This window comes from Pseudomonas sp. ef1 (assembly GCF_007293365.2).
GTDB lineage: Bacteria > Pseudomonadota > Gammaproteobacteria > Pseudomonadales > Pseudomonadaceae > Aquipseudomonas > Aquipseudomonas siliginis.
The window spans coordinates 5,314,957-5,337,359 of record NZ_CM129815.1; the positions used below are offsets into that span (position 1 = coordinate 5,314,957).

Here is a 22,403-nt window from a genome sequence, read left to right on the forward strand (position 1 = left end):
AGAAGCTCTGAGCTTCTTTGAATGTGAAATCTGGGGCAGATTTACAGTTGTTTATTGACATTCAGGCCCTCATCGCTGGCAAGCCAGCTCCCACAGGTTCAATGCCGGGCACAAAACCTGTGGGAGCTGGCTTGCCAGCGAAGGGGTCCGCTCAGACGCAATAGTCCTTCAATGCAGGCGCTTGCGACACATCAGCAGGGCCATTTTCGCGGTGTCCGGGCGTTCGACGATGCCTTTCTCTGTGACGATCGCATCGATCAGATCCGCCGGAGTGACATCAAACACCGGGTTGAACGCTTCAACATCGGCACCGACGCGTTTACCGCCAACTTCGAGCAGTTCGGCGCCATCACGCTCTTCGATCGGGATGTCATCGCCGCTGGCGAGGTTCATGTCGATGGTCGAACTCGGCGCCACCACCATGAAGCGCACGCCGTGGTGCATGGCGTTGACCGCCAGTTGATAGGTGCCGATCTTGTTCGCCACGTCGCCATTGGCGGTGATGCGGTCAGCGCCGACGATCACCCAGGTCACGCCTTTGGTTTTCATGATGTGCGCGGCGGCGGAGTCGGCATTCAGGGTCACCGGGATGCCTTCGTTGGCCAGTTCCCACGCGGTCAGCCGCGAGCCCTGCAGCCACGGCCGGGTCTCGTCGGCATAGACGCGTTCGACCATGCCTTCTATATAAGCCGCGCGGATCACTCCCAGCGCAGTTCCGAACCCACCGGTGGCCAGCGCGCCGGTGTTGCAGTGGGTCAGGATGGCTTGAGCGTTGCCCTGATGCTTGCGAATCAGATCGACGCCAAGCTGCGCCATGGTCAGGTTGGCCTCGCGGTCGCTTTCATGAATGGCGATAGCTTCGGCTTCCAGCGCCGCCAGCGGATCGGCGTTGCTTTTCAGCCGATCCAGGCGATCGTGCATGCGGCCCAGCGCCCAGAACAGATTGACCGCGGTCGGACGCGAATCGGCCAACAGCGCGAAATCCTCTTCCAGTGCCGCGTACCAGTCGCCGCCCTCGGCAATCCGCGCCCGCGCCGCGAGGACGATGCCATAGGCCGCACTGATGCCAATAGCCGGCGCGCCGCGCACGACCATCGAGCGAATCGCCTCGGCCACGCCGGCGGCGCTGGTGTAGGCGATCCAGTTTTCCTCGAACGGCAAAATACGCTGATCCAGCAGGTGCAGCGCGCCATCACGCCAATCGATGGCCTTTACTTTCTCCGCAGCCAACAGTCGATCGCGCATCCCACACCCCGCACTCATGAACAAAAGCCGCCGATTATAGCGATCCCCCCGCGAAGACGCTCGGGTATACTTCGCCATCCTTTACAAAAGCACTGGAACCGACCCTCGATGCCGAAACCTGCCATTGCGCTCGACCTGTTATTGCTGCCGACCTGGCTGGTCCCCGTCGAACCTGCAGGCGTGGTGCTCAAGGAGCACGGCCTGGGCATCCGTGACGGTTGCATCGTGTTTATCGGCCCGCGCGCCGAAGCGTTGAAGTGTAACGCGACAGAAATCCGTGAACTGCCGGATGTTCTGTTGGCGCCGGGACTGATCAATGCCCACGGCCACGCGGCGATGACACTGTTCCGTGGCCTGGCTGACGATCTGCCGCTGATGACCTGGCTGGAAAACCACATCTGGCCGGCCGAAGGCAAATGGGTCGATGAGGATTTCGTCCGCGACGGCACCGATCTGGCCATCGCCGAGCAGATCAAGGGCGGCATCACCTGCTTCTCTGACATGTATTTCTTCCCGAAAGTCGCCAGCGAGCGCGTACACAACAGCGGTATCCGCGCGCAGATCGCCATTCCGATCCTCGATTTCCCGATCCCCGGCGCCAGCAGTGCCGACGAAGCCATTCGTCAGGGCGTCGAATTGTTCGGGGATCTCAAGCATCACGAACGCATCAAGATTACTTTCGGCCCTCACGCACCCTACACCGTCGGTGATGAGAACCTGGAGAAAATCAGGGTGATCGCCGAGGAGCTGGACGCTTCGATCCATATGCATGTGCATGAAACCGCGTTCGAAGTGCAGCAGGCTGTCGAGCAGACCGGCGAACGGCCACTGGCGCGCCTGGGTCGCCTTGGCCTGCTCGGCCCGCGCTTCCAGGCGGTGCACATGACCCAGATCAGCGATGACGACCTCGCGCTGCTGGTAGAAAGCAACAGCAGCGTGATCCACTGCCCGGAATCCAATCTGAAACTGGCCAGCGGCTTCTGCCCGGTCGAACGTTTGTGGCAGGCTGGGGTGAACGTCGCTGTCGGTACCGATGGCGCGGCGAGCAACAATGATCTCGACCTGCTCGGCGAAACCCGCACCGCCGCCCTGCTGGCCAAAGCCGTGGCCGGTTCTGCCACAGCGCTGGACGCTCATCGCGCCTTGCGCATGGCCACCCTCAATGGCGCCCGTGCGCTGGGGATCGAGGCGCAGGTCGGCTCGCTGGAGATCGGCAAAGCCGCAGACATCGTCGCTTTCGACCTGTCCGGTCTGGCGCAGCAACCGGTGTATGACCCGGTGTCGCAGCTGATTTATGCGACCGGGCGTGATTGCGTGAAACACCTGTGGGTCGCCGGCAAGCAACTGCTCGACGACCGGCGTCTGACCCGCATGGACGAACAACAGCTGGGCGAGACCGCTCGCCACTGGGGCCAGCGCATCAGCGGCCACACCGAATCGTAAACACCGCGGCGCAATATCTGCGGCTACAGCCCTTTTCAGGTTTTTCGAGGAATTGAACATGAGCAACGTCGACCACGCCGAAATCGCCAAATTCGAGGCCCTGGCCCATCGCTGGTGGGACCGTGAAAGCGAATTCAAGCCGCTGCACGACATCAACCCGCTGCGGGTCAACTGGATCGACGAGCGGGTCAATCTGGCCGGCAAGAAAGTCCTCGACGTCGGTTGCGGCGGCGGCATCCTCAGCGAAGCCATGGCCCAGCGCGGCGCCACCGTAATGGGCATCGACATGGGCGAAGCGCCGCTGGCGGTCGCGCAACTGCATCAGCTGGAATCCGGGGTCAGCGTCGAATACCGGCAGATCACCGCCGAAGCCCTCGCCGACGAAATGCCCGAGCAGTTCGACGTGGTCACCTGCCTGGAAATGCTCGAGCACGTGCCGGATCCATCCTCGGTGATCCGCGCCTGCTTCCGCATGGTCAAGCCGGGCGGCCAGGTGTTCTTTTCGACCATCAACCGCAACCCGAAGGCGTATCTGTTCGCGATCATCGGCGCCGAATACATCATGAAGCTGCTGCCGCGCGGCACCCACGACTTCAAGAAATTCATCCGCCCCTCCGAGCTCGGCGCGTGGAGCCGCATGGCTGGCCTGACCGTCAAGGACATCATCGGCCTGACCTACAACCCGCTGACCAAGCACTACAAGCTGGCCAACGACGTTGACGTCAACTACATGATCCAGACCCTGCGCGAGGAATAAGCCGATGGCCATCAGAGCGGTACTTTTCGACATGGACGGCACCCTGCTCGACACCGCGCCGGACTTCATCGCCATCTGCCAGGCGATGCGCGCCGATCGCGGTCTGCCGCCGATCAACGACAAGCATATCCGCGACGAAATTTCCGGCGGCGCCAAGGCCATGGTCGCGGTGACGTTCTCGATGGATCCGGAATCGCCGGGCTTTGAGGAGCTGCGTCTGGAGTTTCTCGAGCGCTATCTGGTCGGCTGCGCAGTGCACAGCAAGCTGTTCGACGGCATGGGCGAACTGCTCGCTGACATCGAAAAGGCCAACCTGATCTGGGGCGTGGTCACCAACAAACCGTTGCGTTTCGCCGAGCCGATCATGCAGCGTCTGGGGCTGGCCGAGCGTTCGGCGCTGCTGATCTGCCCGGATCATGTGAAGAACAGCAAGCCGGATCCGGAGCCGCTGATCCTCGCCTGCAAGATGCTTGATCTGGATCCGTCGACCGTGCTGTTTATCGGCGATGATCTGCGCGATATCGAATCGGGCCGCGATGCCGGCACCAAAACCGCTGCGGTGACCTACGGCTACATCCACCCGGACGACAACCCACGGCATTGGGGTGCGGACGTGGTAGTGGACCACCCGCTGGAGTTGCGCAAGGTGCTCGACAGCGCGCTGTGCAGCTGCTGACCTGACTGTTGCAAATTCCCTGTGTGGCGAGGGGATTTATCCCCGCTGGGCTGCGAAGCGGCCCCCGCTTTTATCCAGGCGATGTGACACACAGGTTTTGCGACGGCTTCGCCGCCGAACGGGGATAAATCCCCTCGCCACTGGGTGAAGCAGGTCTTCATGAAATGGACTATGAGGTTTTTATGTTTGATTACACCGCTCGCCCTGAATTGCTCAAGGATCGGGTCATTCTGGTCACCGGTGCCGGGCGTGGCATCGGCGCGGCTGCGGCGAAGACCTATGCCGCACACGGCGCCACTGTGCTGCTGCTGGGCAAGACCGAAGCCAATCTGACCGAGGTCTACGACGAAATCGAGGCTGCCGGTCATCCGCAACCAGCGGTGATCCCGTTCAACCTCGAGACCGCCCTGCCCCATCAGTACGATGAGCTGGCGGCGATGATCGAAACCGAGTTCGGCCATCTCGACGGCCTGCTGCACAACGCTTCGATCATCGGCCCGCGCACGCCGATCGAGCAACTGTCCGGCGAAAACTTCATGCGTGTCATGCAGGTCAACGTCAACGCGATGTTCATGTTGACCAGCACCCTGCTGCCGTTGCTCAAGCTGTCCCAGGATGCTTCGGTGGTGTTCACCTCCAGCAGCGTCGGGCGCAAGGGTCGCGCGTACTGGGGCGCTTACGGTGTGTCGAAATTTGCCACCGAGGGCCTGATGCAAACCCTGGCCGATGAAGTGGAAGGCGTTGCGCCGGTACGCTCCAACAGCATCAACCCGGGCGGCACGCGCACCAGCATGCGCGCGCAGGCGTATCCGGGGGAAAATCCGCTGAACAACCCGACACCGGAAGAGATCATGCCGGTCTATCTGTACCTGATGGGCCCCGACAGCGCAGGCGTTAATGGCCAGGCGTTCAACGCCCAATAGCGCCATACGTCGCATTTGTTGCCGCGGCAGAATGCTGTCGCGGCAAGCCATTGCCGCTCATAACCGTCACAAAGCCGCCAATAACCCAGCGCGGCTGCTTGGCATTCGCCAGCAAGTCATTGATTCGAAAAGCTTTAAATAAAAATCGAACCGAATGGCACGCCTTTCGCTCTAAATTCCCTCAAAACATGCCGTGTGATGGCCATGGGGCAAACGCCGATTTCGATAGCTGACTGATCGTCTTGCGGCAGACTAAACTTACGCCAAACGTCCTACGGGACTGATGGATCAGTACGACGCGCAGCCCATAGCCGCTCTCACCCAGCCTGTAAGACAGACTTACTGCTTAGGGGCTCACGCCATATGAAATCTCCTTCCCAGACCCATGCAATTGACTTCGACAGTGCCAAATTGCAGCGCCTGGGCTTCGGTCAACTACCGGCGCTGATCGAGCGCCCGACCAGCCTGGCGCAACTGCGTCAGCAAATGAGCCTGCAACTGCAAACCAGCCTTGAGCCACAGCGCATCCTTGGCCTGTTCTTTCGCGAAATTCAACGCCTGGTGCCGCTGGACGCGCTGAGCTATGTGCATCAGGCCAGTGACTTGCGCCTGGAGTTCGGCACACGCGGCCACCACTCGGTCAGCTACACCCTGAGCCACGAAGGCGAGCACATGGGCGAGCTGGTCTTCCGCCGCAATCAGCGTTTCAACGACAAGGAACAGGGCGACCTCGAGTCGCTACTGTCCTGCCTGCTGTACCCGATGCGCAACGCCCTGCTCTATCGCGCCGCGACGCAAAGTGCCTTGCGCGACCCGTTGACCGGTGCTGGCAACCGGGTAGCCATGGAGCAGACCTTGCAGCGCGAGATCGACATGTCGCGCCGCCATGCGCAACCGCTGTCGGTGCTGATGCTCGATATCGACCACTTCAAACGGGTCAATGATGACCACGGGCATGGCGCCGGTGATGACGTGCTCAGAGCCATTGCCGCGTCGATCAAGGCGCAACTGCGCAATGTCGACATGGTGTTCCGTTATGGCGGCGAAGAGTTTCTGATCCTGCTGTCCAACACCGGTCGCGAAGCAGCGGCGATGGTTGGCGAGCGTTTGCGCCAAGCGACGCAGTCAGAGGAATATTTTGCCGATGGCCAGTTGATCGAGATCACCGTGAGCCTGGGATGCTCGACGTTGTTGCCGGGCGAGTCGGCAGACAGCTTGCTGCGCCGGGCCGACAGTGCGTTATATGTCGCAAAGCGCGAGGGGCGGAACCGGCTGGCGATGGCCGGCTAAAAATCATTGTGGGAGCGAGCCTGCTCGCGAAGAGGGAGTGTCAGACAACGATTCGTTGCATGACCCACCGCTTTCGCGAGCAGGCTCGCTCCCACAGTTCGATCAGCTTTCGGTTACGGTCCGGCGCTCGCGGTTGACCAGCAAGCGCTCCGAAGTCTCCAGCTGCATGCACCGCTCCAGAAACAGGTACATGTAGTCATAACTCTTGCAGATCGCCTGCCGCAGCTCGGCCTGCAACGCCTTGCTCGGGTTCATGCCGGCCAGGGTGCAGATGATTTCCAGCGCTTCCCACGGATGGGCATCGTCGTACTGGGCATGCATCTTCAACCACTTCATCGCGCGCTTGCGATCTTCTTCCGGAAACGCCGCGGCGTAGACCCCGGTCGAGCAGACCACCGCTGACCACTCCCCGGTCGCCCCCTCGATCGCATAATTGGTCGCGGCAATCGCCACGATCAGCGAATCCGCCGAGCTGGTGTGCCAGCACCAGTGACTCAGAGCATGCAGCTCCGGCGGCACTTGCTGGGCCTGGAGATCTTCGAGACTGACGCCATGGGCGCGACTCCAGTGCATCCAGTAGTCGGCGTGATTGAGTTCGACGCGGATGTTGCGCATCAGCCAGCGCCGCGCCATGTCTTCGCCGGGATGGCGGGCAAAGCGGGTCTTGGTGAGGTTCTGCGCCATGTACAAGGCAAACTGCTCGACCACCGGCCAGCCGCCGATGAGGTACTGGCGCATGGTTTTCGCGCTGAGTCTGTTGTCACGCATGCGCTGATAAAGTTCATGTTCGACAACCCGGCGCTTGCTCTCGCTGCAATCCTTGATGAGCTGTTGCGCCCAGGCAGGATAACTTGCAGCTTCCATGAGGGGTCCGGTTCGGTTGAATGTGTCGATCACTGTTCGGCTCCTTTTGAGTTGTGATGGCAAGGATCGGCGAGAGACTTCAACGGAACGTGCCAGGCGCTTTGAACAACAACGGCTGCGGTCTGGCAGGACGACTTTGCAAACTGTCACAGGTAAACAACTGCGGACGCTCGATGACATACCCCTGAGCGTAATCCACACCTATTTCAAGCAACGCCTGTTCGATCTGGTTAGTTTCAACAAACTCGGCAATTGTCTGCTTACCCATAACATGACCGATGTGATTGATCACTTCGACCATTGCCCGATTAATCGGGTCGTCCAGCATATCCTTTACGAAACTCCCGTCGATCTTCAGGAAGTCTACAGGCAAATGTTTCAAGTAAGCGAATGAAGACATTCCGGCACAAAAGTCATCCAGAGAAAAGTGACAACCTAAGCCTTTGAGTTCATTGATAAAACGAATTGCACTGCCAAGATTTGCAATTGCACTGGTTTCGGTAATTTCAAAACAAATCATTTCAGGCGGTATAGCGTAGTTAACAAACTGTTCCCGCAGGAAGTGCAAAAACGCGTCATCTCCTATAGTAATGCCTGACAGATTAATCGCACACATTGCCAAAGGAAGTTCATGTTCCTGTTCAATACACTGGGCAATAACCTTGAAAACGTTTTGAACTACCCAGCGATCTAACTGGGTCATCAAACCATAACGCTCCGCCGCCGGAATAAAGCTGTCAGGCAAAATCATTCGCCCGGATTCATCATGCAGGCGCAGGAGAATTTCGATGTGTCCGGCCTGGCCGGGTTGCGGCTTGAGCGGCGCGATCTGCTGGGCATAAAGGCAAAAGCGGTTTTCTTCGAGCGCCATGTGCAGCCTTTGCACCCAAGCCATTTCACCGAAGCGCATGGACAGTTCGGAGTCGTCCGCATGATAGACCTGCACGCGGTTGCGGCCCTTTTCCTTGGCCATGTAGCAAGCCATGTCCGCCGCACGCAGGGAGGCTTCGAGAGTGGTCGGATTCTGCGCGACATGCACCAGGCCAATACTGACGGTGGTCAGGAACGGCCGTCCTTTCCAGACAAAATGCAGATTCTGCACGGTCTGACGCAGGCTTTCGGCAATCTTCTCCGCGATGTCCGGCGGGCAGTTCTCGAGCAAAATCCCGAATTCGTCGCCGCCCAGTCGCGCCAGGGTGTCGCCCTCGCGCAGGTCTGATTGCAGCAGCGTGCAGATATGCCGCAGCAACTCATCGCCCGCCGCATGACCACAGGTGTCGTTGACCAGTTTGAACTGGTCCAGATCGAGGAACATCAGGGCATGCCGGCCGGGCTGGCGCGTCAGGTTGTGCAAGGCCTGTTCGAGGCGATATTCGAATTCGCGGCGGTTCGCCAGACCGGTCAGCGCATCGTGGGTCGCCTGCCAGGACAGGTTGGCGATGTATTGCCGCTCCTGAGTCATGTCGTGCAGCACCAGCACTGTGCCGCTGACGTTGCCGGCATTGCGGATCGGCGCTCCGACCAGGGTCACCGACAGGGTGCTACCGTCCAGACGCTGGATCAGCTTGGAATGTTCGCTGCCGCCGCTGAGCTGGCCACTGAGAATGTGCTCGATCAACGTCAGCCCTTCGGTCTGAGCGTTATCGTCAAGCAGGTTGAACAGCGCCGACAACGGCAGCCCCGCCGCCTGCTCGGCCTTCCAGTGCGTCATGGCCTCGGCGGCGGGGTTCATGTAATCGATCGCGCCGTTGACGTCGGTGGTGATCACGCCATCGCCAATCGATTGCAAGGTGATGTGCGCGCGATCCTTTTCCAGTTGCAGCGCCTGGGCAAATTCATGCCGTTGCCTGAGCAGTTTGTGCGTGCGCCACAGCGCCAGCGCGATCAGACCCAGCGCGGTGGCCAGGTTGGTGAACAACAGCAGGCGCATGATCACCCGCGAGCCTTCGCCCAAGGCATCGCTGAAGGCTCTGGCGGCTGGGGTGACTGCATCGTTGATGGCGAAGATCTGTAACTTCCAGCGCTGCACATCGCCGGGGCTGGCCTGGTTCTGCGCAATGCCTTGATGCATCTCCTGCGCGACTTCGTGCAATCGGTCGAGATAGGCATCGCCAATCGTCCAGCGATCGATCGCGGTTTCCAGATAACTGTAGTGGCGGAAATTGAGGTACAGCCAGATGACGCTGGAGACATCGTCTGGATGATTACCGCCCTTGAGAATGCCTTCGCGCGCCGCTTGCAGATCCGGCGGCTGACGATCCAGTGCCAGGCGCAATTGGTGCCCGCCCTGGGGCACGGCGATCGCCGTCAGATATTTGCGATAGATCGCCTCGTCACGGCTATCGGCGTAGAGGTTGAGGTAATAGATGGCGTCTTTCTGGCCCTTGGACCACAGGCTTTCGCCAGCTACGTAGCCACGCACGGCCGAAAGCACGTAAAGGCTCACGCCCCCCAGTAATGCCTGGAACACCACGACAGCAATAAAGGGCCAGACGATACCCAACAACCGTGGTGTTCCCAGAGTCTGCTTTTGCTTCATGAGATTCCTTGCATGAGCACTGCCCGCTCGCCTTCCGGGCGAATTCGCTATGACGAGACTAGGTGGGGTTCTCGTTCAAGGCAAGGCGCGGCGTTATACCGCGCGCAGAACCTCTGACAGGTCGGCGAGGGTTTCGATCAGTGCTGTTGCAAGTTGCCGTAGAGCTTGGCGTACAGACCGCCGTCGGCGATCAGCTGGCGATGGTCGCCGTCCTCGGCGATCTGCCCGCCGTCGAACACCAGTACGCGGTCGGCCTGCTTCACCGCCGACAGGCGATGGGCAATGATCAGCGTGGTGCGGCCATGGAGAAACTTCGCCAGCGCCTGGTGCAGGTTGTACTCGGTGGCGGCGTCGAGGGCCGAGGTGGCTTCGTCGAGAATCACCACTTTCGGCTCGGCGAGAATCATCCGCGCAATCGCCAGACGCTGGCGCTGGCCGCCGGACAAACGCACGCCGGAACGCCCGACGATGCTGTCGAGGCCATGGGGCAGCGCGCGGATGGTCGCGGCCATTTGCGCGATTTCCAGCGCCTGCCAGCAGGCTTCGTCGCTACGCATGCGGCCCATGGTCAGGTTGGCGCGCACGCTGTCGTTGAACAGCGCCGGATGCTGCAGCACCACCGCGACGTTCTCGCGCACCGTCTCCAGGCCAATCTCCTGCTGGGTCGATCCGCCGAAGCGGATGGTCCCGGCCGCTGGCGTGTACAGACCCAGCAGCAACTGCACCAAGGTGCTTTTGCCGCCGCCGCTCGCCCCGACAATCGCGACTTTTTCGCCGGGCAGGATCGACAGGTTCATCTGATCCAGCACCAGCTCGTCGCTGTAACCGTAACTCAGGCCTTGCACCTCGATGCCGACGGTGTCGCGCCCCTTGAACGGATCGACGCCGCCGGGATACTGCGGCTCGTCGGCACGCGCCAGCAGTTCATTGATCCGCGTCAGCGCACCGCCCGCCGCGTAGTAGGCGTATTGCAGATTGAGCAGTTGTTCGACCGGGCCGATCATGAACCACAGGTAGCTGAACACCGCGAGCATCTGCCCGATCGAAAGATCGGAAAACAGCACGGTGAGCATCGCCGCCGCGCGGAAGATGTCGATGCCGAACTGGAACAGCAAACCACTGGCGCGGTTCGAGGCGTCGGTTTTCCACTGCGAGTTGACTGCGTAGTTGCGCACCTCCTGCGCGCGCAAACCGAGGCGCCCGAGGAAATAGCCCTGACGATTGCCGGCGCGCACTTCCTGAATCGCATCGAGAGTTTCGCTCAGCGCCTGAGTGAAGCGCGAGGTGCTGTCGTTCTCAAGTTTTTTCAGGTGTTTGACGCGTTTGCCGAGCTGCACCGTGGCGTAGATCACCAACGGGTTGAACAGCAGAATCAGCAGCGCCAGCTTCCAGTGCATCCACATGAGGATGCTGGCGGTGCCGACCAGGGTCAGCATCGCGACGAGGAAGCGGCTGAGGGTTTCGCCGACGAATTTGTCGAGGGTATCCAGATCGGTGACCAGGTGCGTGGTCACTGTGCCGCTGCCGAGGCTTTCGTATTCACCAAGGGAAATGCGCTTGAGCCGCTCGATCAGGCGTACGCGAATGCGGTAGACGATGTCCTTGGCCAGGCGCGCGAACAGCCGCGACTGCAACACGCCAAAACACAGGGCGCTGCAACGCAAGGTCAGGGTCACCACCAACATCAGGCCGATATAGCCCGCCGCCTGCTGCCACATGCTCGGCAGAAAATGATTCATGACTTTCAGTGCGGCATCGCCGTGGCCGAGCAGCACTTCGTCGACCAGCAACGGCAGCAGCAACGGGATCGGCACGCTGCACAGCGTCGCCAGCACGGCCACGCCGTTGGCGATCCACAGGGATTTCTTGTGATGCAGTGCCAGACGCCGGACTTCAGCCCAGCTCAGCCGGTCGACACGCTCTACGGCTGGCGTGTCATCGGCGCGGTCAGACACAGGCCGCGCGCTCCAGCCAGCGGCCGAGCAACGGCGACAGCTCGCTGAGCGGTTGATAGCCGTTGGTGAGCAGCGCCAGTTGCCCGTTGCGCTCGGCCAGCAGGGTCGGAAAACCGGCGATGCCCAAGTCCTGCACCCAGGTGAAATCGGCCTGGGTCGCCTTGTGCTGATCGGCATGATCGAACAACGCCGCGAATTCGATACGCGGCACACCGGCCTGCTCCGCCAACTCGACCAGCACGCTGGCCTGGGTGACATCGCGACCTTCGGCGTAAAACGCCTGCTGGATCAGCCCGACCAATGTCCACGCGCAATCCGGCGCCAGACTGCGCGCGGTGACAATGGCGCGACAGGCAGGCTCGGTGTCGTAGACAAAACCGTCAGGCAACGCACCGTCGAACTTGAACGGCTGGCCGGTGGCCTCGGTGACCGCTTGCCAGTGCTCAAGGATGTAGCGCCGCGTGGTCGGCTCCAGCGCCGAACCGCTGCCGGTGCGCAACCCGCCGACCACCAGATGCAGCTCGACCCCGGCTGCCTGCGCCTGCTCGACCAGTGCCTTGGCCACCGGAGCAAACCCCCAGCACCATGAACACATCGGATCCATCACATAGAGCAGGCGCGCAGACATGGTTAAGCCTCGGAAGATGCTTGCTTATAGTTGTAGCCGATCGGGTGCGGCTGATTGCGTGCCTTGGCCAGTTCGATCTGCTTTTGCCGATCGATGGCGCTGCGCCGGGTCTTCTCGCTGAGCTTGTCCCAGCAATGCGGGCAACTGATGCCGGCGACGTAATGCTCGGAGGCGCGATCTTCAACGCTGACCGGCGTGCGGCAGGCATGACATTGATCGTAGTCGCCTTCCGTCAGGTCGTGACGCACGGTGACGCGGTTGTCGAAGACGAAGCAGTCGCCGCGCCATTTGGTTTCTTCCTGCGGCACCTCTTCGAGGTACTTCAGGATGCCGCCCTTGAGGTGGTAGACCTCTTCGAAGCCCTCGCCGAGCATGTAGCTCGAGGCTTTCTCGCAGCGAATGCCGCCGGTGCAGAACATCGCGACCTTCTTGTGCACGGCCGGGTCGAAGTGTTCTTTGATGTAGTCGGGAAACTCGCGAAAACTGGTGGTTTTCGGATCGATGGCGCCTTCGAAGGTACCGATCGACACTTCGTAGTCGTTGCGCGTGTCGATCAGCAGCACTTCCGGGTCGCTGATCAGCGCGTTCCAGTCTTGCGGCTCGACGTAAGTGCCGACCTTTTTGTTCGGGTCGACGCCCTCGACGCCGAGGGTGACGATCTCTTTCTTCAGCTTGACCTTGGTGCGATAGAACGGCTGCTCGTCGCAGTACGATTCCTTGTGGTCAATGTCGACCATGCGTGGATCGTTCTTGAGCCAGGCGAGCAGACCGTCAATGCCTTCGCGGCTGCCGGAAACCGTGCCGTTGATGCCTTCTTCGGCGATCAGCAGAGTGCCTTTGATGCCGTTGTCGACCATCGCTTGCAGCAGTGGCTCGCGCAGGTCAACGTAATCTTCGAGGGTGACGAACTTGTACAGTGCCGCCACGACAATCGGTTGTGTCATGGGTAGTTCTCCAGGTGGCTACCCTCGCAAAGGGTGAACCGGATTCAATAAAAAACGCGCCGGCTAAGCGGCGCGTCGGGATTTTAGCAAAAAAGCAGCTACAAGCTCCAAGCTTAAAGCGGCAAGCCAAAACTCATCCGCCTTTAACTTGCAGCTTGCCGCTTGAAGCTTACCGCTGATCCCCTCCTGCACAGGTCGGCGACGCCGGAGCGCCGTCGATCTCTGCCCATTCCTGCGGGGTGTAGGTGTGCAGCGCCAACGCATGGAACTCGCCCATCAGCTCGCCGAGCGTGCCGTAGACTTTCTGGTGGCGCTTGACCCGGTTCAGGCCTTCGAACTGCGCGCTGACCACCACCGCCTTGTAGTGGGTCTGTGACCCGCGACTGTGCATGTGGCTTTCGTCCAGCACTTGCAGATGCTCAGGCTGTAACAGGGCCAGCGTCGATTCGATGCGTTGTTGCATGGTCATCACGAACTCCGCTTACTTCTTCTTGGCTGGCGCCGCGGCCGGGGTGAGCTCTTTGGTCATGTCGTCGAGCAGCTTGTTGACCACTGGCACCGCGCTTTCCAGTTTGCCCTGGGTCATCTGCGCCGACTGCTGGGTCAGCTGCGGCATTTTTTCCAGGACTTTCTTGCCCAGTGGCGACTGGTAGAAGGCAACCAGATCTTTGAGCTCGGATTCGCTGAAGTTGCTGGTGTAGAGCTTGACCATGTCGGGCTTGAGCTTGTTCCAGCCGATGGCCTGGTCCAGCGCGGCGTTGGCCTTGGCCTGGTAGGTTTCGAGCACGGCTTTCTTCGACTCAGGGGCTTTGGTCTGTTCAAAGCGCTGGGCGAACATTTGCTGCACTTGCATGTACACCGGGGTACCCAGCTTGTCAGCGTGAGCCAGCGTCAGGAAAGCTTCGGCACTGGCGTTGTGGCTGGCGGTATCGGCAAGCACCTGGCCGCTGGCGCAAACCAGTGCAACCGCGGTACAGATGGCGCGAAGACGAGTCATCGAGTTTCCTTTAAGCAAAGCGAGGTCGAACCCCAAGGGCGACCATTCTGCGCCTAACAATCGCTATGGCTCAACCCCCGGCCCTTGCCGCGCTTGATTGGCGGGGTTTTGCGGTCAACAATCGAGCCGATGGAACCACCCGGGCCGATGCCGGCCTAAATTGCGCCAACAGACCAACAGGAGTGTGCACGATGAGCCGTATCGAAACCGACAGCCTGGGCCAGATCGAGGTCCCGGACGACGCTTACTGGGGTGCTCAGACGCAACGCTCGCTGATCAACTTCGCCATTGGTCAGGAACGCATGCCGCTACCGGTGCTGCATGCCTTGGCGCTGATCAAGAAAGCCGCCGCGCGGGTCAACGACCGCAACGGCGACCTGCCGGCGGACATCGCTCGCCTGATCGAACAGACCGCCGATGAAGTCCTCGCCGGCGAGCATGACGAGCAGTTCCCGCTGGTGGTCTGGCAGACCGGCAGCGGTACCCAGAGCAACATGAACGTCAACGAAGTGATCGCCGGTCGCGCCAACGAACTGGCCGGCAACCCGCGCGGCGGCAAGTCGCCGGTGCATCCGAACGATCACGTCAATCGCTCGCAAAGTTCCAACGACTGCTTCCCCACCGCCATGAGCATCGCCACCGCCAAAGCGGTGCAGGAACAACTGCTGCCGGCGATCGCCGAGCTGTCCGGCGGCCTTGCCGAACTGGCGGCGCGGCACATGAAACTGGTGAAGACCGGGCGCACGCACATGATGGACGCGACGCCGATCACCTTCGGTCAGGAACTGTCCGGCTTCATCGCGCAACTGGATTATGCCGAGCGCGCCATCCGCGCCGCGCTGCCGGCGGTCTGCGAACTGGCACAGGGCGGCACTGCGGTCGGCACCGGGCTGAATTCGCCGCACGGCTTCGGCGAGGCGATTGCCGCCGAGCTGGCCGCGCTGTCCGGCTTGCCGTTCGTCACCGCGCCGAACAAGTTCGCCGCGCTGGCCGGTCATGAACCGTTGGTAACGCTGTCCGGCGCGCTGAAAACCCTCGCCGTGGCCTTGATGAAGATCGCCAACGACCTGCGTCTGCTGGGCTCAGGTCCTCGCGCAGGTTTTGCTGAAGTGAAGCTGCCGGCCAACGAACCGGGCAGTTCGATCATGCCCGGCAAGGTCAACCCGACCCAATGCGAAGCGCTGTCGATGCTCGCCTGCCAGGTGCTCGGCAACGACGTGGCGATCGGATTTGCCGCCAGTCAGGGGCACTTGCAGTTGAACGTGTTCAAACCGGTGATCATCCACAACCTGCTGCAATCGATCCGTCTGCTCGGCGACGGTTGCAGCAACTTCCAGCAGCACTGCATCGCCGGGCTCGAGCCGGATGCGGAGGTCATGGCCAGGCATCTGGAACGTGGGCTGATGCTGGTGACCGCGCTGAACCCGCACATCGGTTATGACAAGTCGGCGGAGATCGCCAAGAAGGCTTACAGCGAAGGGCTGACTTTGCGTGAGTCGGCGTTGCAGCTGGGTTATCTGACTGATGAAGAGTTCGATGCCTGGGTGCGCCCGGAGAACATGATCGAGGCCGGGGCCAAGGGCTAAAGCAAAAGATCGCAGCCTTCGGCAGCTCCTACAGGGAAACGCATTCCAATTGTAGGAGCTGCCGCAGGCTGCGATCTTTTGATCTTCAGGCCATGCGCATCCGCCGCGCCCTGAGCCCGGCAATCAACGATGGCCCCAACGCCACCAGCGCCGAACCCAGCACCACCAGCACCGCCCCGCCATAGCCCAGCGCATTGATCTGCTCGGCATGCACGTAGTCCGGCCAGATCCGCGCCGCAATCGCCACCGCAACAAATGTCACCAGCGGCGTGATCGCCAGCGTCGCACTGACTCGCGAGGCTTCCCAGTGCGCCAGCGCTTCGGCGAATGCGCCGTAAGCGATCAAGGTGTTCATGCAGCACGCCAGCAACAGCCAGCCCTGCAACGGGCTCAGGTTGAGCGCTTCCAGCGGATGTACCCACGGCGTCAGCAACAGCGCGCAGAACAGGTAGATCACCATCATCACCTGCAACGAATTCCACACCGTGAGTAATTGCTTCTGGCCCAGCGCATAAAAGGTCCACACCGTCGACGCCAGTAGCACCAACAACACGCCGGCGGTGTAATCAGAGAGCGAAGTCAGCAGCTCGGCCAGGCGCTGATTGAAGAACAGGCCAAAGCCGATCAACAGCACCAGCAAGCCGAGGCCCTGGCCGATGCTGAAGCGTTCCTTGAACACGAACAGACTGGCGATCAGCAGCATGATCGGACCCATTTGCACCACCAATTGCGCGGTGCCGGGGCTGAGCAGGTTGAGGCCCATCAGGTACAGCACGTAATTGCCGACCAGCCCCAGTACCGCCATCAGCACCAGCCAGCCGCCCTTCGGCCCGAGCACCTTGCGACTTGGCAGGCGCTTGACCGAAGCCAGATAAATGAACAGGCAGCCGCCGGAAACCATCAGACGAAACCAGGTCACCGTGACCGGGTCCATCACCAGCAACACCTGTTTGAGCTTGATCGGCAGGATGCCCCACAGAAACGCGGTCAGCAGCGCCAGGAACAGTCCGTACACCCAGCGTCCCGATGAAATGTGCATGCGAACCCCAAAAGCCTGCTGACAAGAGCCTGCATTCTAGGCGCCCTGTCCCTTGCAACACAGGGACAGTTGCCGCCAGGCCGCGAATGAAACTGTGCAGGTCGCAGCAGTAAACCGGCGCGCCGCCGTTGATCGGCCGGGCAGGCGCGCCAAGTGCTTCAGGCATAAGCTGATTGCAGACTTTTCAACGCATTGATCAGGGAGACCGACATGTACGCCATGCGCGCCGAGGACAGCGCCCCCGCCACCCGTTTTCGCAGCGACCGCGTGTGCCGGGTCAATGGCGAGCTGTATTTCAGCACCCGGGAAAATACCCTTGAGGGGCCGTTTGACGGTCAGGTGATTGAGCGGGAGATTCAGGCATATGTAGCGCGGATGCAGCGGCAGGGTTCCAGCCGCTGAACCGCGGCGCTGCCTTCGCGAGCAGGCTCGCTCCCACAGGGGAATACCGTCACCTGTGGGAGCGAGCCTGCTCGCGAAGGGGCCTGAACAGGCAACCAATCCTTTAGCGCACCGCCTCAAACAACCCGCTCGCCCCCATCCCGCCACCCACGCACATGGTGACGATGCCGTAACGCAGGTTGCGCCGCTGCAATTCCCGGATCAGATGCCCTACCTGGCGCGAGCCGGTCATGCCGAACGGGTGGCCGATGGAAATCGAGCCGCCATTGACGTTGTATTTGTCGTTGTCGATCTCCAGCCGGTCGCGGCTGTACAGGCACTGCGAAGCAAACGCCTCGTTCAATTCCCACAGATCGATATCCGCTACCTGCAAGCCCTTCGCCTTGAGCAGTTTCGGCACCGAGAACACCGGGCCGATGCCCATTTCGTCCGGCTCGCAGCCGGCGACGGTGAAGCCACGGAAAAACGCTTTCGGTTTGAGCCCCAGCTCCAGCGCTTTGTCCAGACTCATCACCAGTGTCATCGAGGCACCGTCGGACAGCTGCGAGGAATTGCCCGCCGTCACCGAACCGTCGTCGGCGAACACCGGTTTCAGTCCGGCAAGGCTTTCGTAGGTGGTGTCCGGGCGGTTGCAGTCGTCGCGCTCGACGACGCCGTCGACAATCCGCACTTCACCGCTGTTCTTGTCCTCGACGCGGTACTTCACCGCCATCGGCACGATTTCATCGTCGAACAGACCGGCAGCCTGGGCCTGCGCGGTACGGATCTGGCTTTGCAGCGCATAGCGATCCTGCGCCTCACGACTGACATCGTAACGGCGCGCCACCACTTCGGCGGTCTGGCCCATGGTGTAGTAGATGCCGGGAGTCTGTTGCTTGAGCAGCGGGTTGATCAGGTGATCGGTGTTGACGCTCTTCAGGGTCAGGCTGATCGACTCGACGCCGCCGGCGACGATGATGTCGCTGCAACCGGAGGCGACCTGGTTGGCGGCAATCGCGATCGCCTGCAAACCCGACGAGCAGAAACGGTTGAGGGTCATGCCGGCAGTGCCGGTGCCCAGGCGCGACAGTACCGCGACGTTGCGGCCGATGTTGTAGCCCTGCGCGCCCTCGTTGGAGCCGGCGCCGACGATGCAGTCCTCGACGCTGGCCGGGTCGATATCGTTGCGGGTCAGCAGCGCATTGACGCAGTGGGCCGCCATGTCATCGGGGCGGGTCTGGTTGAACTTGCCGCGAAAGGATTTGGCCAGGCCGGTCCGAACGCTGTCGACGATCACCACTTCACGCATGGCATACCTCATTGTTGTTGTCGGTTGAGAGTGGACCTGAGCATAAGTCCACCTTCTTGCCGACCGCGAGGATCATTCACCCGGCGTATGCGCGGCCATCGCTTCAGTCCTTGTGCTTTTTGGCCTTCTTGTCGGATTTCTCGAACGCGTCTTCCAGCGCGCGGTTGATCGTGCGCAATACTTTCACCCGTGCCCAGCGTTTGTCGTTGGCCTCGACCAGCGTCCACGGCGCGATCTCGGTGCTGGTGCGATCGACCATGTCGCCGACCGCCCGGCGATAGTCGTCCCACTTTTCCCGATTGCGCCAGTCGTCCTCGGTGATCTTGAAACGCTTGAAGGAAATCTCCTCGCGCTCCTGAAAGCGCTCCATCTGCGTGTCCTTGTCGATCGCCAGCCAGAACTTGACCACGATGACGCCGGCATCGGCCAGTTGCTCTTCGAAGTCATTGATTTCGCCGTAGGCGCGCAGCCAGTCGGCCGGGGTGCAGAAGCCCTCGATCCGCTCGACCAGCACCCGTCCGTACCAGGAGCGGTCGAACACGGTGAATTTGCCCCGCGCCGGGAGGTGTCGCCAGAACCGCCACAGATACGGTTGTGCGCGCTCTTCTTCGGTCGGTGCGGCAATCGGGACGATGCTGTACTGACGCGGATCGAGCGCCGCTGCCACGCGGCGAATCGCCCCGCCCTTGCCCGCCGCGTCGTTACCCTCGAACACCGCGATCAGCGCATGGCGACGCATGCGTTTGTCGCGCATCAGCCCGGACAGGCGCGCCTGCTCGGTGATCAGTTGTTCTTCATAGTCTTTCTTGTCCAGACGCTGCGTCAGGTCGAGGCTGTCGAGCAGGTTCAACTGATCGACCGGCGTACCCAGCGGCGCGGCACTGACTTCGTGAGGATTGACGTCGGCACGCTTGAGCGCGTTTTGCAGACCTTCGAGGAGAATCTTGCCCACCGCCAGGCTGCGGTAATTGGCATCGACGCCTTCGATGACATGCCACGGCGCGTAATCGCGGCTGGTGCGGCGCAGCACCCGCTCGCCGTATTTGACGAACTTGTCGTAGGTCTGCGATTGCTGCCAGTCCAGCGGACTGATGCGCCAACTGTGCAGCGGATCGTCGGCCAGCGATTTGAGCCGCGCCTTCATCTGCTTCTTGGACAGGTGAAACCAGAACTTGAAGATCAACGCGCCTTCATCGCAGAGCATTTTCTCCAGACGCTCAGCGCCGGCGATGGCCTGGTCCAGACGCGGATCCTTGAACAGTCCGTGCACCCGGCCCTGGAGCATCTGGCTGTACCAGTTGCCGAAGAAAACACCCATCCGCCCCTTGGCCGGCAGCATCCGCCAGTAGCGCCAGGCCGGTGGCCGCGCCAGTTCTTCATCGGTTTGCTGGTCGAAGGTGCGCACTTCGATCAGGCGCGGGTCCATCCATTCATTGAGCAGCTTGACCGTCTCGCCCTTGCCCGCCCCTTCGATGCCGTTGATCAGGATGATGACCGGAAAGCGTTTCTGCTGCTGCAACTCGAACTGTGCTTCAAGCAAGGCTTCACGCAGCGCAGGGACGGCCGCCTCGTAAGTGTCTTTGTCGATGGCGTGACCGATTTCAGCGGATTCAAACATGGGACGGCTCCTTCCAGGGTTCAGCAAGACTAGCGGATGATTACAGCACCTGAACAGATCGCAGCCTTCGGCAGCTCCTACATTTGCAATGCGTTTCCCTGTAGGAGTTGCCGAAGGCTGCGATCTTTTGAAATTTTCCCTGACACGCCCAAATCCCGTCTTGTGCTGGATCAGGCAGCTCGCGCGCGATCGGCTAGAATGGCCGCCTTGTGTTTGCCGAGCCTGCCATGAAAGCCGAAATGCCCCACGCCCAACTCGACTGGGACGACCAGGGACGCCCACGTTCGCGGGTGTTCGATGACGTGTATTTTTCCGACCAGTCGGGGCTGGAAGAAACCCGTTACGTGTTTCTCGAACAGAACCGTCTGGCCGAGCGTTTCGCTGCGCTGCCGGCGGATGGACGTCTGGTCATTGGCGAAACCGGTTTCGGCACCGGGTTGAATTTTCTCTGTGCCTGGCAGTTGTTCGAACAGCACGCGGTGGCCGGCGCGCGCTTGCATTTTGTCAGCGTCGAGAAGTACCCGCTGGCGCCTGCGGATCTGCGCCGAGCCTTGGCACTGTGGCCAGAACTCATGCCGTTGGCGGATCAGTTGCTCAGGCATTACGTGGCGATTCATCAAGGTTTTCAACGCATCACTCTGGCCAATGGCCGCGTGACGCTGACCTTGCTGATCGGCGATGCGCTGGAGCAACTGCCGCAACTCGATGCACAGATCGACGCGTGGTTTCTCGACGGTTTTGCGCCGGCAAAAAATCCGGACATGTGGACCGCTGAGCTGTTCGTCGAGCTGGCGCGGCTGGCTGCGCCGGGCTCGACCATCAGCACTTTCACCAGCACCGGTTGGGTCCGCCGTCTGCTCAATGCTGCCGGGTTCAAGATGAAGCGCACGCCGGGCATCGGCCACAAGTGGGAAATCCTGCGTGGCGAATTTCTCGGCTGGCCCGCCGAGGTGACGGCGCCCCTACCGGCGAAACCCTGGTTCGCCCGCCCTGCTCCGTTGCGCGGTGAGCGCCGGGCGCTGGTGATCGGCGCCGGGCTGGCCGGCTGCGCGACGGCGTCGAGCCTGGCGGCGCGCGGCTGGCAAGTGAGTCTGCTCGAGCGTCACGCGGCGGTGGCGCAAGAAGCTTCGGGCAACCCGCAAGGCGTGCTCTATCTCAAGCTGTCCGCCCATGGCACGGCGTTGTCGCAGTTGATCGTCAGCGGCTTCGGTTACACCCGGCGCCTGCTGGAAAGCCTGCAACGCGGCAGCGACTGGGATGACTGCGGCGTGCTGCAACTGGCGTTCAACGCCAAGGAAGCCGAGCGCCACGGGCAACTGGCGGCGGCGTTCCCGGAAGATCTATTGCAGTGGCTGGAGCAACCTGAAGCCCAGGCCCGCGCCGGTGTCGGCGTGGCCCACGGCGGCTTGTTCTACCCCGAAGGCGGCTGGGTGCATCCGCCGGCGCTGTGTCAGGCCCAGGCGACCCACACCAACATTGAGTTGCTCAGCCATCACGAAGCTTTGGAACTGCGCAAAGTCGCAGACCTGTGGCAAGCGTTCGACGGCGAACGTTTGCTCGCCAGTGCGCCGGTAGTGATCCTGGCCGGTGCCGCCGAAATCAAACGTTTTGCCCAGAGTGCCGACCTACCGCTCAAGCGCATTCGCGGCCAAATCACGCGTCTGGCCGAGACTGCAGAAAGTCATGCGCTGGCTACGGTGGTGTGCGCCGAGGGCTACGTCGCCCCGGCGCGCCTGGGCGAGCACACCCTGGGCGCCAGTTTCGACTTCAACAATGACGATCTGACACCCACGACTGCCGAGCACCAAGGCAATCTGGCGATGCTCGAAGAAATTTCCAGCGACCTGCTGACACGCCTCAACATCAACGAGCAGCCACTTGCGAACCTTGAGGGCCGCGCCGCCTTCCGCTGCACCAGCCCCGATTACCTGCCGATTGTCGGCCCGCTCGCTGATCTGCAAACCTTCAATCAGACCTACGCTGCGTTGAGCAAAGACGCCCGGCAGGTGCCGGACGTCGCTTGCCCGTGGCTCGATGGTCTGTACGTCAACAGCGGTCACGGTTCTCGCGGGCTGATCACCGCGCCGCTGTCCGGCGAGCTGCTTGCCGCGTGGCTGGACAGCGAGCCGCTGCCGTTACCACGCAGTGTGGCCGAAGCCTGCCATCCCAATCGTTTCGCCTTACGGCAGTTGATTCGCGGCAAGTGAAT

At 61.3% G+C, this 22,403-nt stretch carries 19 protein-coding genes; 8 read left to right on the forward strand and 11 right to left on the reverse strand.

Annotated features, from left to right (window positions below):
- Positions 1-168 precede the first annotated feature (168 nt).
- Entirely contained in the window at positions 169-1,245 is a 1,077-nt protein-coding gene (gene mtnA, locus FEE99_RS24275; RefSeq protein WP_041478272.1) for an S-methyl-5-thioribose-1-phosphate isomerase, read from the reverse strand.
- A gap of 108 nt (positions 1,246-1,353) precedes the next feature.
- Between mtnA and FEE99_RS24280 the strand changes: the two genes are divergently transcribed.
- The 5 genes from FEE99_RS24280 to FEE99_RS24300 all read left to right on the forward strand — a co-directional run bounded on the left by FEE99_RS24280 (position 1,354) and on the right by FEE99_RS24300 (position 6,334).
- Complete coding sequence (locus FEE99_RS24280; protein WP_041478271.1) at positions 1,354-2,688, forward strand: TRZ/ATZ family hydrolase; 1,335 nt, start codon at positions 1,354-1,356, stop codon at positions 2,686-2,688.
- 58 nt (positions 2,689-2,746) lie between these two features.
- Entirely contained in the window at positions 2,747-3,445 is a 699-nt protein-coding gene (ubiG, locus tag FEE99_RS24285; protein WP_024013875.1) for a bifunctional 2-polyprenyl-6-hydroxyphenol methylase/3-demethylubiquinol 3-O-methyltransferase UbiG, read from the forward strand.
- A gap of 4 nt (positions 3,446-3,449) precedes the next feature.
- On the forward strand, positions 3,450-4,121 hold the full coding sequence (mupP, locus tag FEE99_RS24290; RefSeq protein WP_041478269.1) for an N-acetylmuramic acid 6-phosphate phosphatase MupP: 672 nt from the start codon (positions 3,450-3,452) through the stop codon (positions 4,119-4,121).
- 182 nt (positions 4,122-4,303) lie between these two features.
- Positions 4,304-5,044 carry a YciK family oxidoreductase gene (locus tag FEE99_RS24295; RefSeq protein ID WP_024013876.1) on the forward strand — a complete coding sequence of 247 codons (741 nt, stop codon included), beginning with the start codon at positions 4,304-4,306 and terminating at the stop codon, positions 5,042-5,044.
- A gap of 363 nt (positions 5,045-5,407) precedes the next feature.
- Positions 5,408-6,334 (forward strand): GGDEF domain-containing protein, encoded by a 927-nt coding sequence (locus tag FEE99_RS24300; RefSeq protein ID WP_041478268.1) that lies wholly within the window; start codon positions 5,408-5,410, stop codon positions 6,332-6,334.
- 102 nt (positions 6,335-6,436) lie between these two features.
- Here the strand turns inward: FEE99_RS24300 and FEE99_RS24305 are convergent, their stop codons facing one another.
- The 7 genes from FEE99_RS24305 to FEE99_RS24335 form a co-directional block, all read right to left on the reverse strand.
- Positions 6,437-7,198 (reverse strand): TenA family transcriptional regulator, encoded by a 762-nt coding sequence (locus tag FEE99_RS24305; protein WP_166554491.1) that lies wholly within the window; start codon positions 7,196-7,198, stop codon positions 6,437-6,439.
- Positions 7,199-7,277: 79 nt separating this feature from the next.
- Positions 7,278-9,737 (reverse strand): EAL domain-containing protein, encoded by a 2,460-nt coding sequence (locus tag FEE99_RS24310; RefSeq protein ID WP_041478266.1) that lies wholly within the window; start codon positions 9,735-9,737, stop codon positions 7,278-7,280.
- Between the two features lie 137 nt (positions 9,738-9,874).
- Positions 9,875-11,692: an ABC transporter ATP-binding protein gene (locus tag FEE99_RS24315; protein ID WP_041478264.1), complete on the reverse strand. Its 1,818-nt coding sequence runs from the start codon at positions 11,690-11,692 to the stop codon at positions 9,875-9,877.
- Positions 11,685-12,287, reverse strand: coding sequence for a DsbA family protein (locus tag FEE99_RS24320; RefSeq protein ID WP_177180902.1), 603 nt, complete (start codon positions 12,285-12,287; stop codon positions 11,685-11,687). Before FEE99_RS24320 ends, FEE99_RS24315 begins: the two co-directional genes overlap by 8 nt.
- Before the next feature lie 35 nt (positions 12,288-12,322).
- Positions 12,323-13,264, reverse strand: a complete 942-nt coding sequence (gene trhO / locus FEE99_RS24325; RefSeq protein ID WP_041478261.1) for an oxygen-dependent tRNA uridine(34) hydroxylase TrhO — start codon at positions 13,262-13,264, stop codon at positions 12,323-12,325.
- 169 nt (positions 13,265-13,433) lie between these two features.
- The gene (locus FEE99_RS24330; protein WP_041478259.1) at positions 13,434-13,733 is read right to left on the reverse strand and encodes a BolA family protein; all 300 of its coding nucleotides are present in this window, start codon (positions 13,731-13,733) and stop codon (positions 13,434-13,436) included.
- A gap of 12 nt (positions 13,734-13,745) precedes the next feature.
- Positions 13,746-14,261, reverse strand: a complete 516-nt coding sequence (locus FEE99_RS24335; RefSeq protein WP_016770936.1) for a DUF2059 domain-containing protein — start codon at positions 14,259-14,261, stop codon at positions 13,746-13,748.
- A 191-nt stretch (positions 14,262-14,452) separates the two neighbouring features.
- On the opposite strand from FEE99_RS24335, the gene FEE99_RS24340 reads away from it, so the two are divergent.
- Positions 14,453-15,847, forward strand: coding sequence for a class II fumarate hydratase (locus FEE99_RS24340; protein ID WP_143979067.1), 1,395 nt, complete (start codon positions 14,453-14,455; stop codon positions 15,845-15,847).
- 85 nt (positions 15,848-15,932) lie between these two features.
- On the opposite strand, the gene FEE99_RS24345 is transcribed toward FEE99_RS24340, so the two are convergent.
- Entirely contained in the window at positions 15,933-16,886 is a 954-nt protein-coding gene (locus FEE99_RS24345) for a DMT family transporter (protein WP_041478257.1), read from the reverse strand.
- A gap of 210 nt (positions 16,887-17,096) precedes the next feature.
- On the opposite strand from FEE99_RS24345, the gene FEE99_RS24350 reads away from it, so the two are divergent.
- Complete coding sequence (locus FEE99_RS24350) at positions 17,097-17,288, forward strand: DUF6316 family protein (RefSeq protein ID WP_041478256.1); 192 nt, start codon at positions 17,097-17,099, stop codon at positions 17,286-17,288.
- A gap of 103 nt (positions 17,289-17,391) precedes the next feature.
- Here FEE99_RS24350 and FEE99_RS24355 read toward each other — a convergent pair whose 3' ends face one another.
- A complete protein-coding gene (locus FEE99_RS24355) occupies positions 17,392-18,576 on the reverse strand; it encodes a thiolase family protein (protein ID WP_041478255.1) in 1,185 nt (394 codons plus the stop codon).
- Positions 18,577-18,679: 103 nt separating this feature from the next.
- Positions 18,680-20,194, reverse strand: coding sequence for a polyphosphate:AMP phosphotransferase (gene pap, locus FEE99_RS24360; protein WP_041478254.1), 1,515 nt, complete (start codon positions 20,192-20,194; stop codon positions 18,680-18,682).
- Positions 20,195-20,421: 227 nt separating this feature from the next.
- Between pap and mnmC the strand changes: the two genes are divergently transcribed.
- A complete protein-coding gene (gene mnmC, locus FEE99_RS24365; protein ID WP_041478252.1) occupies positions 20,422-22,401 on the forward strand; it encodes a bifunctional tRNA (5-methylaminomethyl-2-thiouridine)(34)-methyltransferase MnmD/FAD-dependent 5-carboxymethylaminomethyl-2-thiouridine(34) oxidoreductase MnmC in 1,980 nt (659 codons plus the stop codon).
- Positions 22,402-22,403 lie beyond the last annotated feature (2 nt).

Bases quoted from the DNA above. Each gene is read 5' to 3' on its own strand.
- mupP (WP_041478269.1), top strand. From the start codon at position 3,450: ATGGCCATCAGAGCGGTACTTTTCGACATGGACGGCACCCTGCTCGAC.
- trhO (WP_041478261.1), bottom strand. From the start codon at position 13,264: ATGACACAACCGATTGTCGTGGCGGCACTGTACAAGTTCGTCACCCTC.
- FEE99_RS24355 (WP_041478255.1), bottom strand. From the start codon at position 18,576: ATGCGTGAAGTGGTGATCGTCGACAGCGTTCGGACCGGCCTGGCCAAA.
- FEE99_RS24340 (WP_143979067.1), top strand. From the start codon at position 14,453: ATGAGCCGTATCGAAACCGACAGCCTGGGCCAGATCGAGGTCCCGGAC.
- FEE99_RS24295 (WP_024013876.1), top strand. From the start codon at position 4,304: ATGTTTGATTACACCGCTCGCCCTGAATTGCTCAAGGATCGGGTCATT.
- ubiG (WP_024013875.1), top strand. From the start codon at position 2,747: ATGAGCAACGTCGACCACGCCGAAATCGCCAAATTCGAGGCCCTGGCC.
- pap (WP_041478254.1), bottom strand. From the start codon at position 20,194: ATGTTTGAATCCGCTGAAATCGGTCACGCCATCGACAAAGACACTTAC.
- FEE99_RS24335 (WP_016770936.1), bottom strand. From the start codon at position 14,261: ATGACTCGTCTTCGCGCCATCTGTACCGCGGTTGCACTGGTTTGCGCC.
- FEE99_RS24320 (WP_177180902.1), bottom strand. From the start codon at position 12,287: ATGTGTTCATGGTGCTGGGGGTTTGCTCCGGTGGCCAAGGCACTGGTC.
- mnmC (WP_041478252.1), top strand. From the start codon at position 20,422: ATGAAAGCCGAAATGCCCCACGCCCAACTCGACTGGGACGACCAGGGA.
- FEE99_RS24280 (WP_041478271.1), top strand. From the start codon at position 1,354: ATGCCGAAACCTGCCATTGCGCTCGACCTGTTATTGCTGCCGACCTGG.
- FEE99_RS24300 (WP_041478268.1), top strand. From the start codon at position 5,408: ATGAAATCTCCTTCCCAGACCCATGCAATTGACTTCGACAGTGCCAAA.
- FEE99_RS24305 (WP_166554491.1), bottom strand. From the start codon at position 7,198: ATGGAAGCTGCAAGTTATCCTGCCTGGGCGCAACAGCTCATCAAGGAT.
- FEE99_RS24350 (WP_041478256.1), top strand. From the start codon at position 17,097: ATGTACGCCATGCGCGCCGAGGACAGCGCCCCCGCCACCCGTTTTCGC.
- FEE99_RS24330 (WP_041478259.1), bottom strand. From the start codon at position 13,733: ATGACCATGCAACAACGCATCGAATCGACGCTGGCCCTGTTACAGCCT.
- FEE99_RS24310 (WP_041478266.1), bottom strand. From the start codon at position 9,737: ATGAAGCAAAAGCAGACTCTGGGAACACCACGGTTGTTGGGTATCGTC.
- mtnA (WP_041478272.1), bottom strand. From the start codon at position 1,245: ATGCGCGATCGACTGTTGGCTGCGGAGAAAGTAAAGGCCATCGATTGG.
- FEE99_RS24345 (WP_041478257.1), bottom strand. From the start codon at position 16,886: ATGCACATTTCATCGGGACGCTGGGTGTACGGACTGTTCCTGGCGCTG.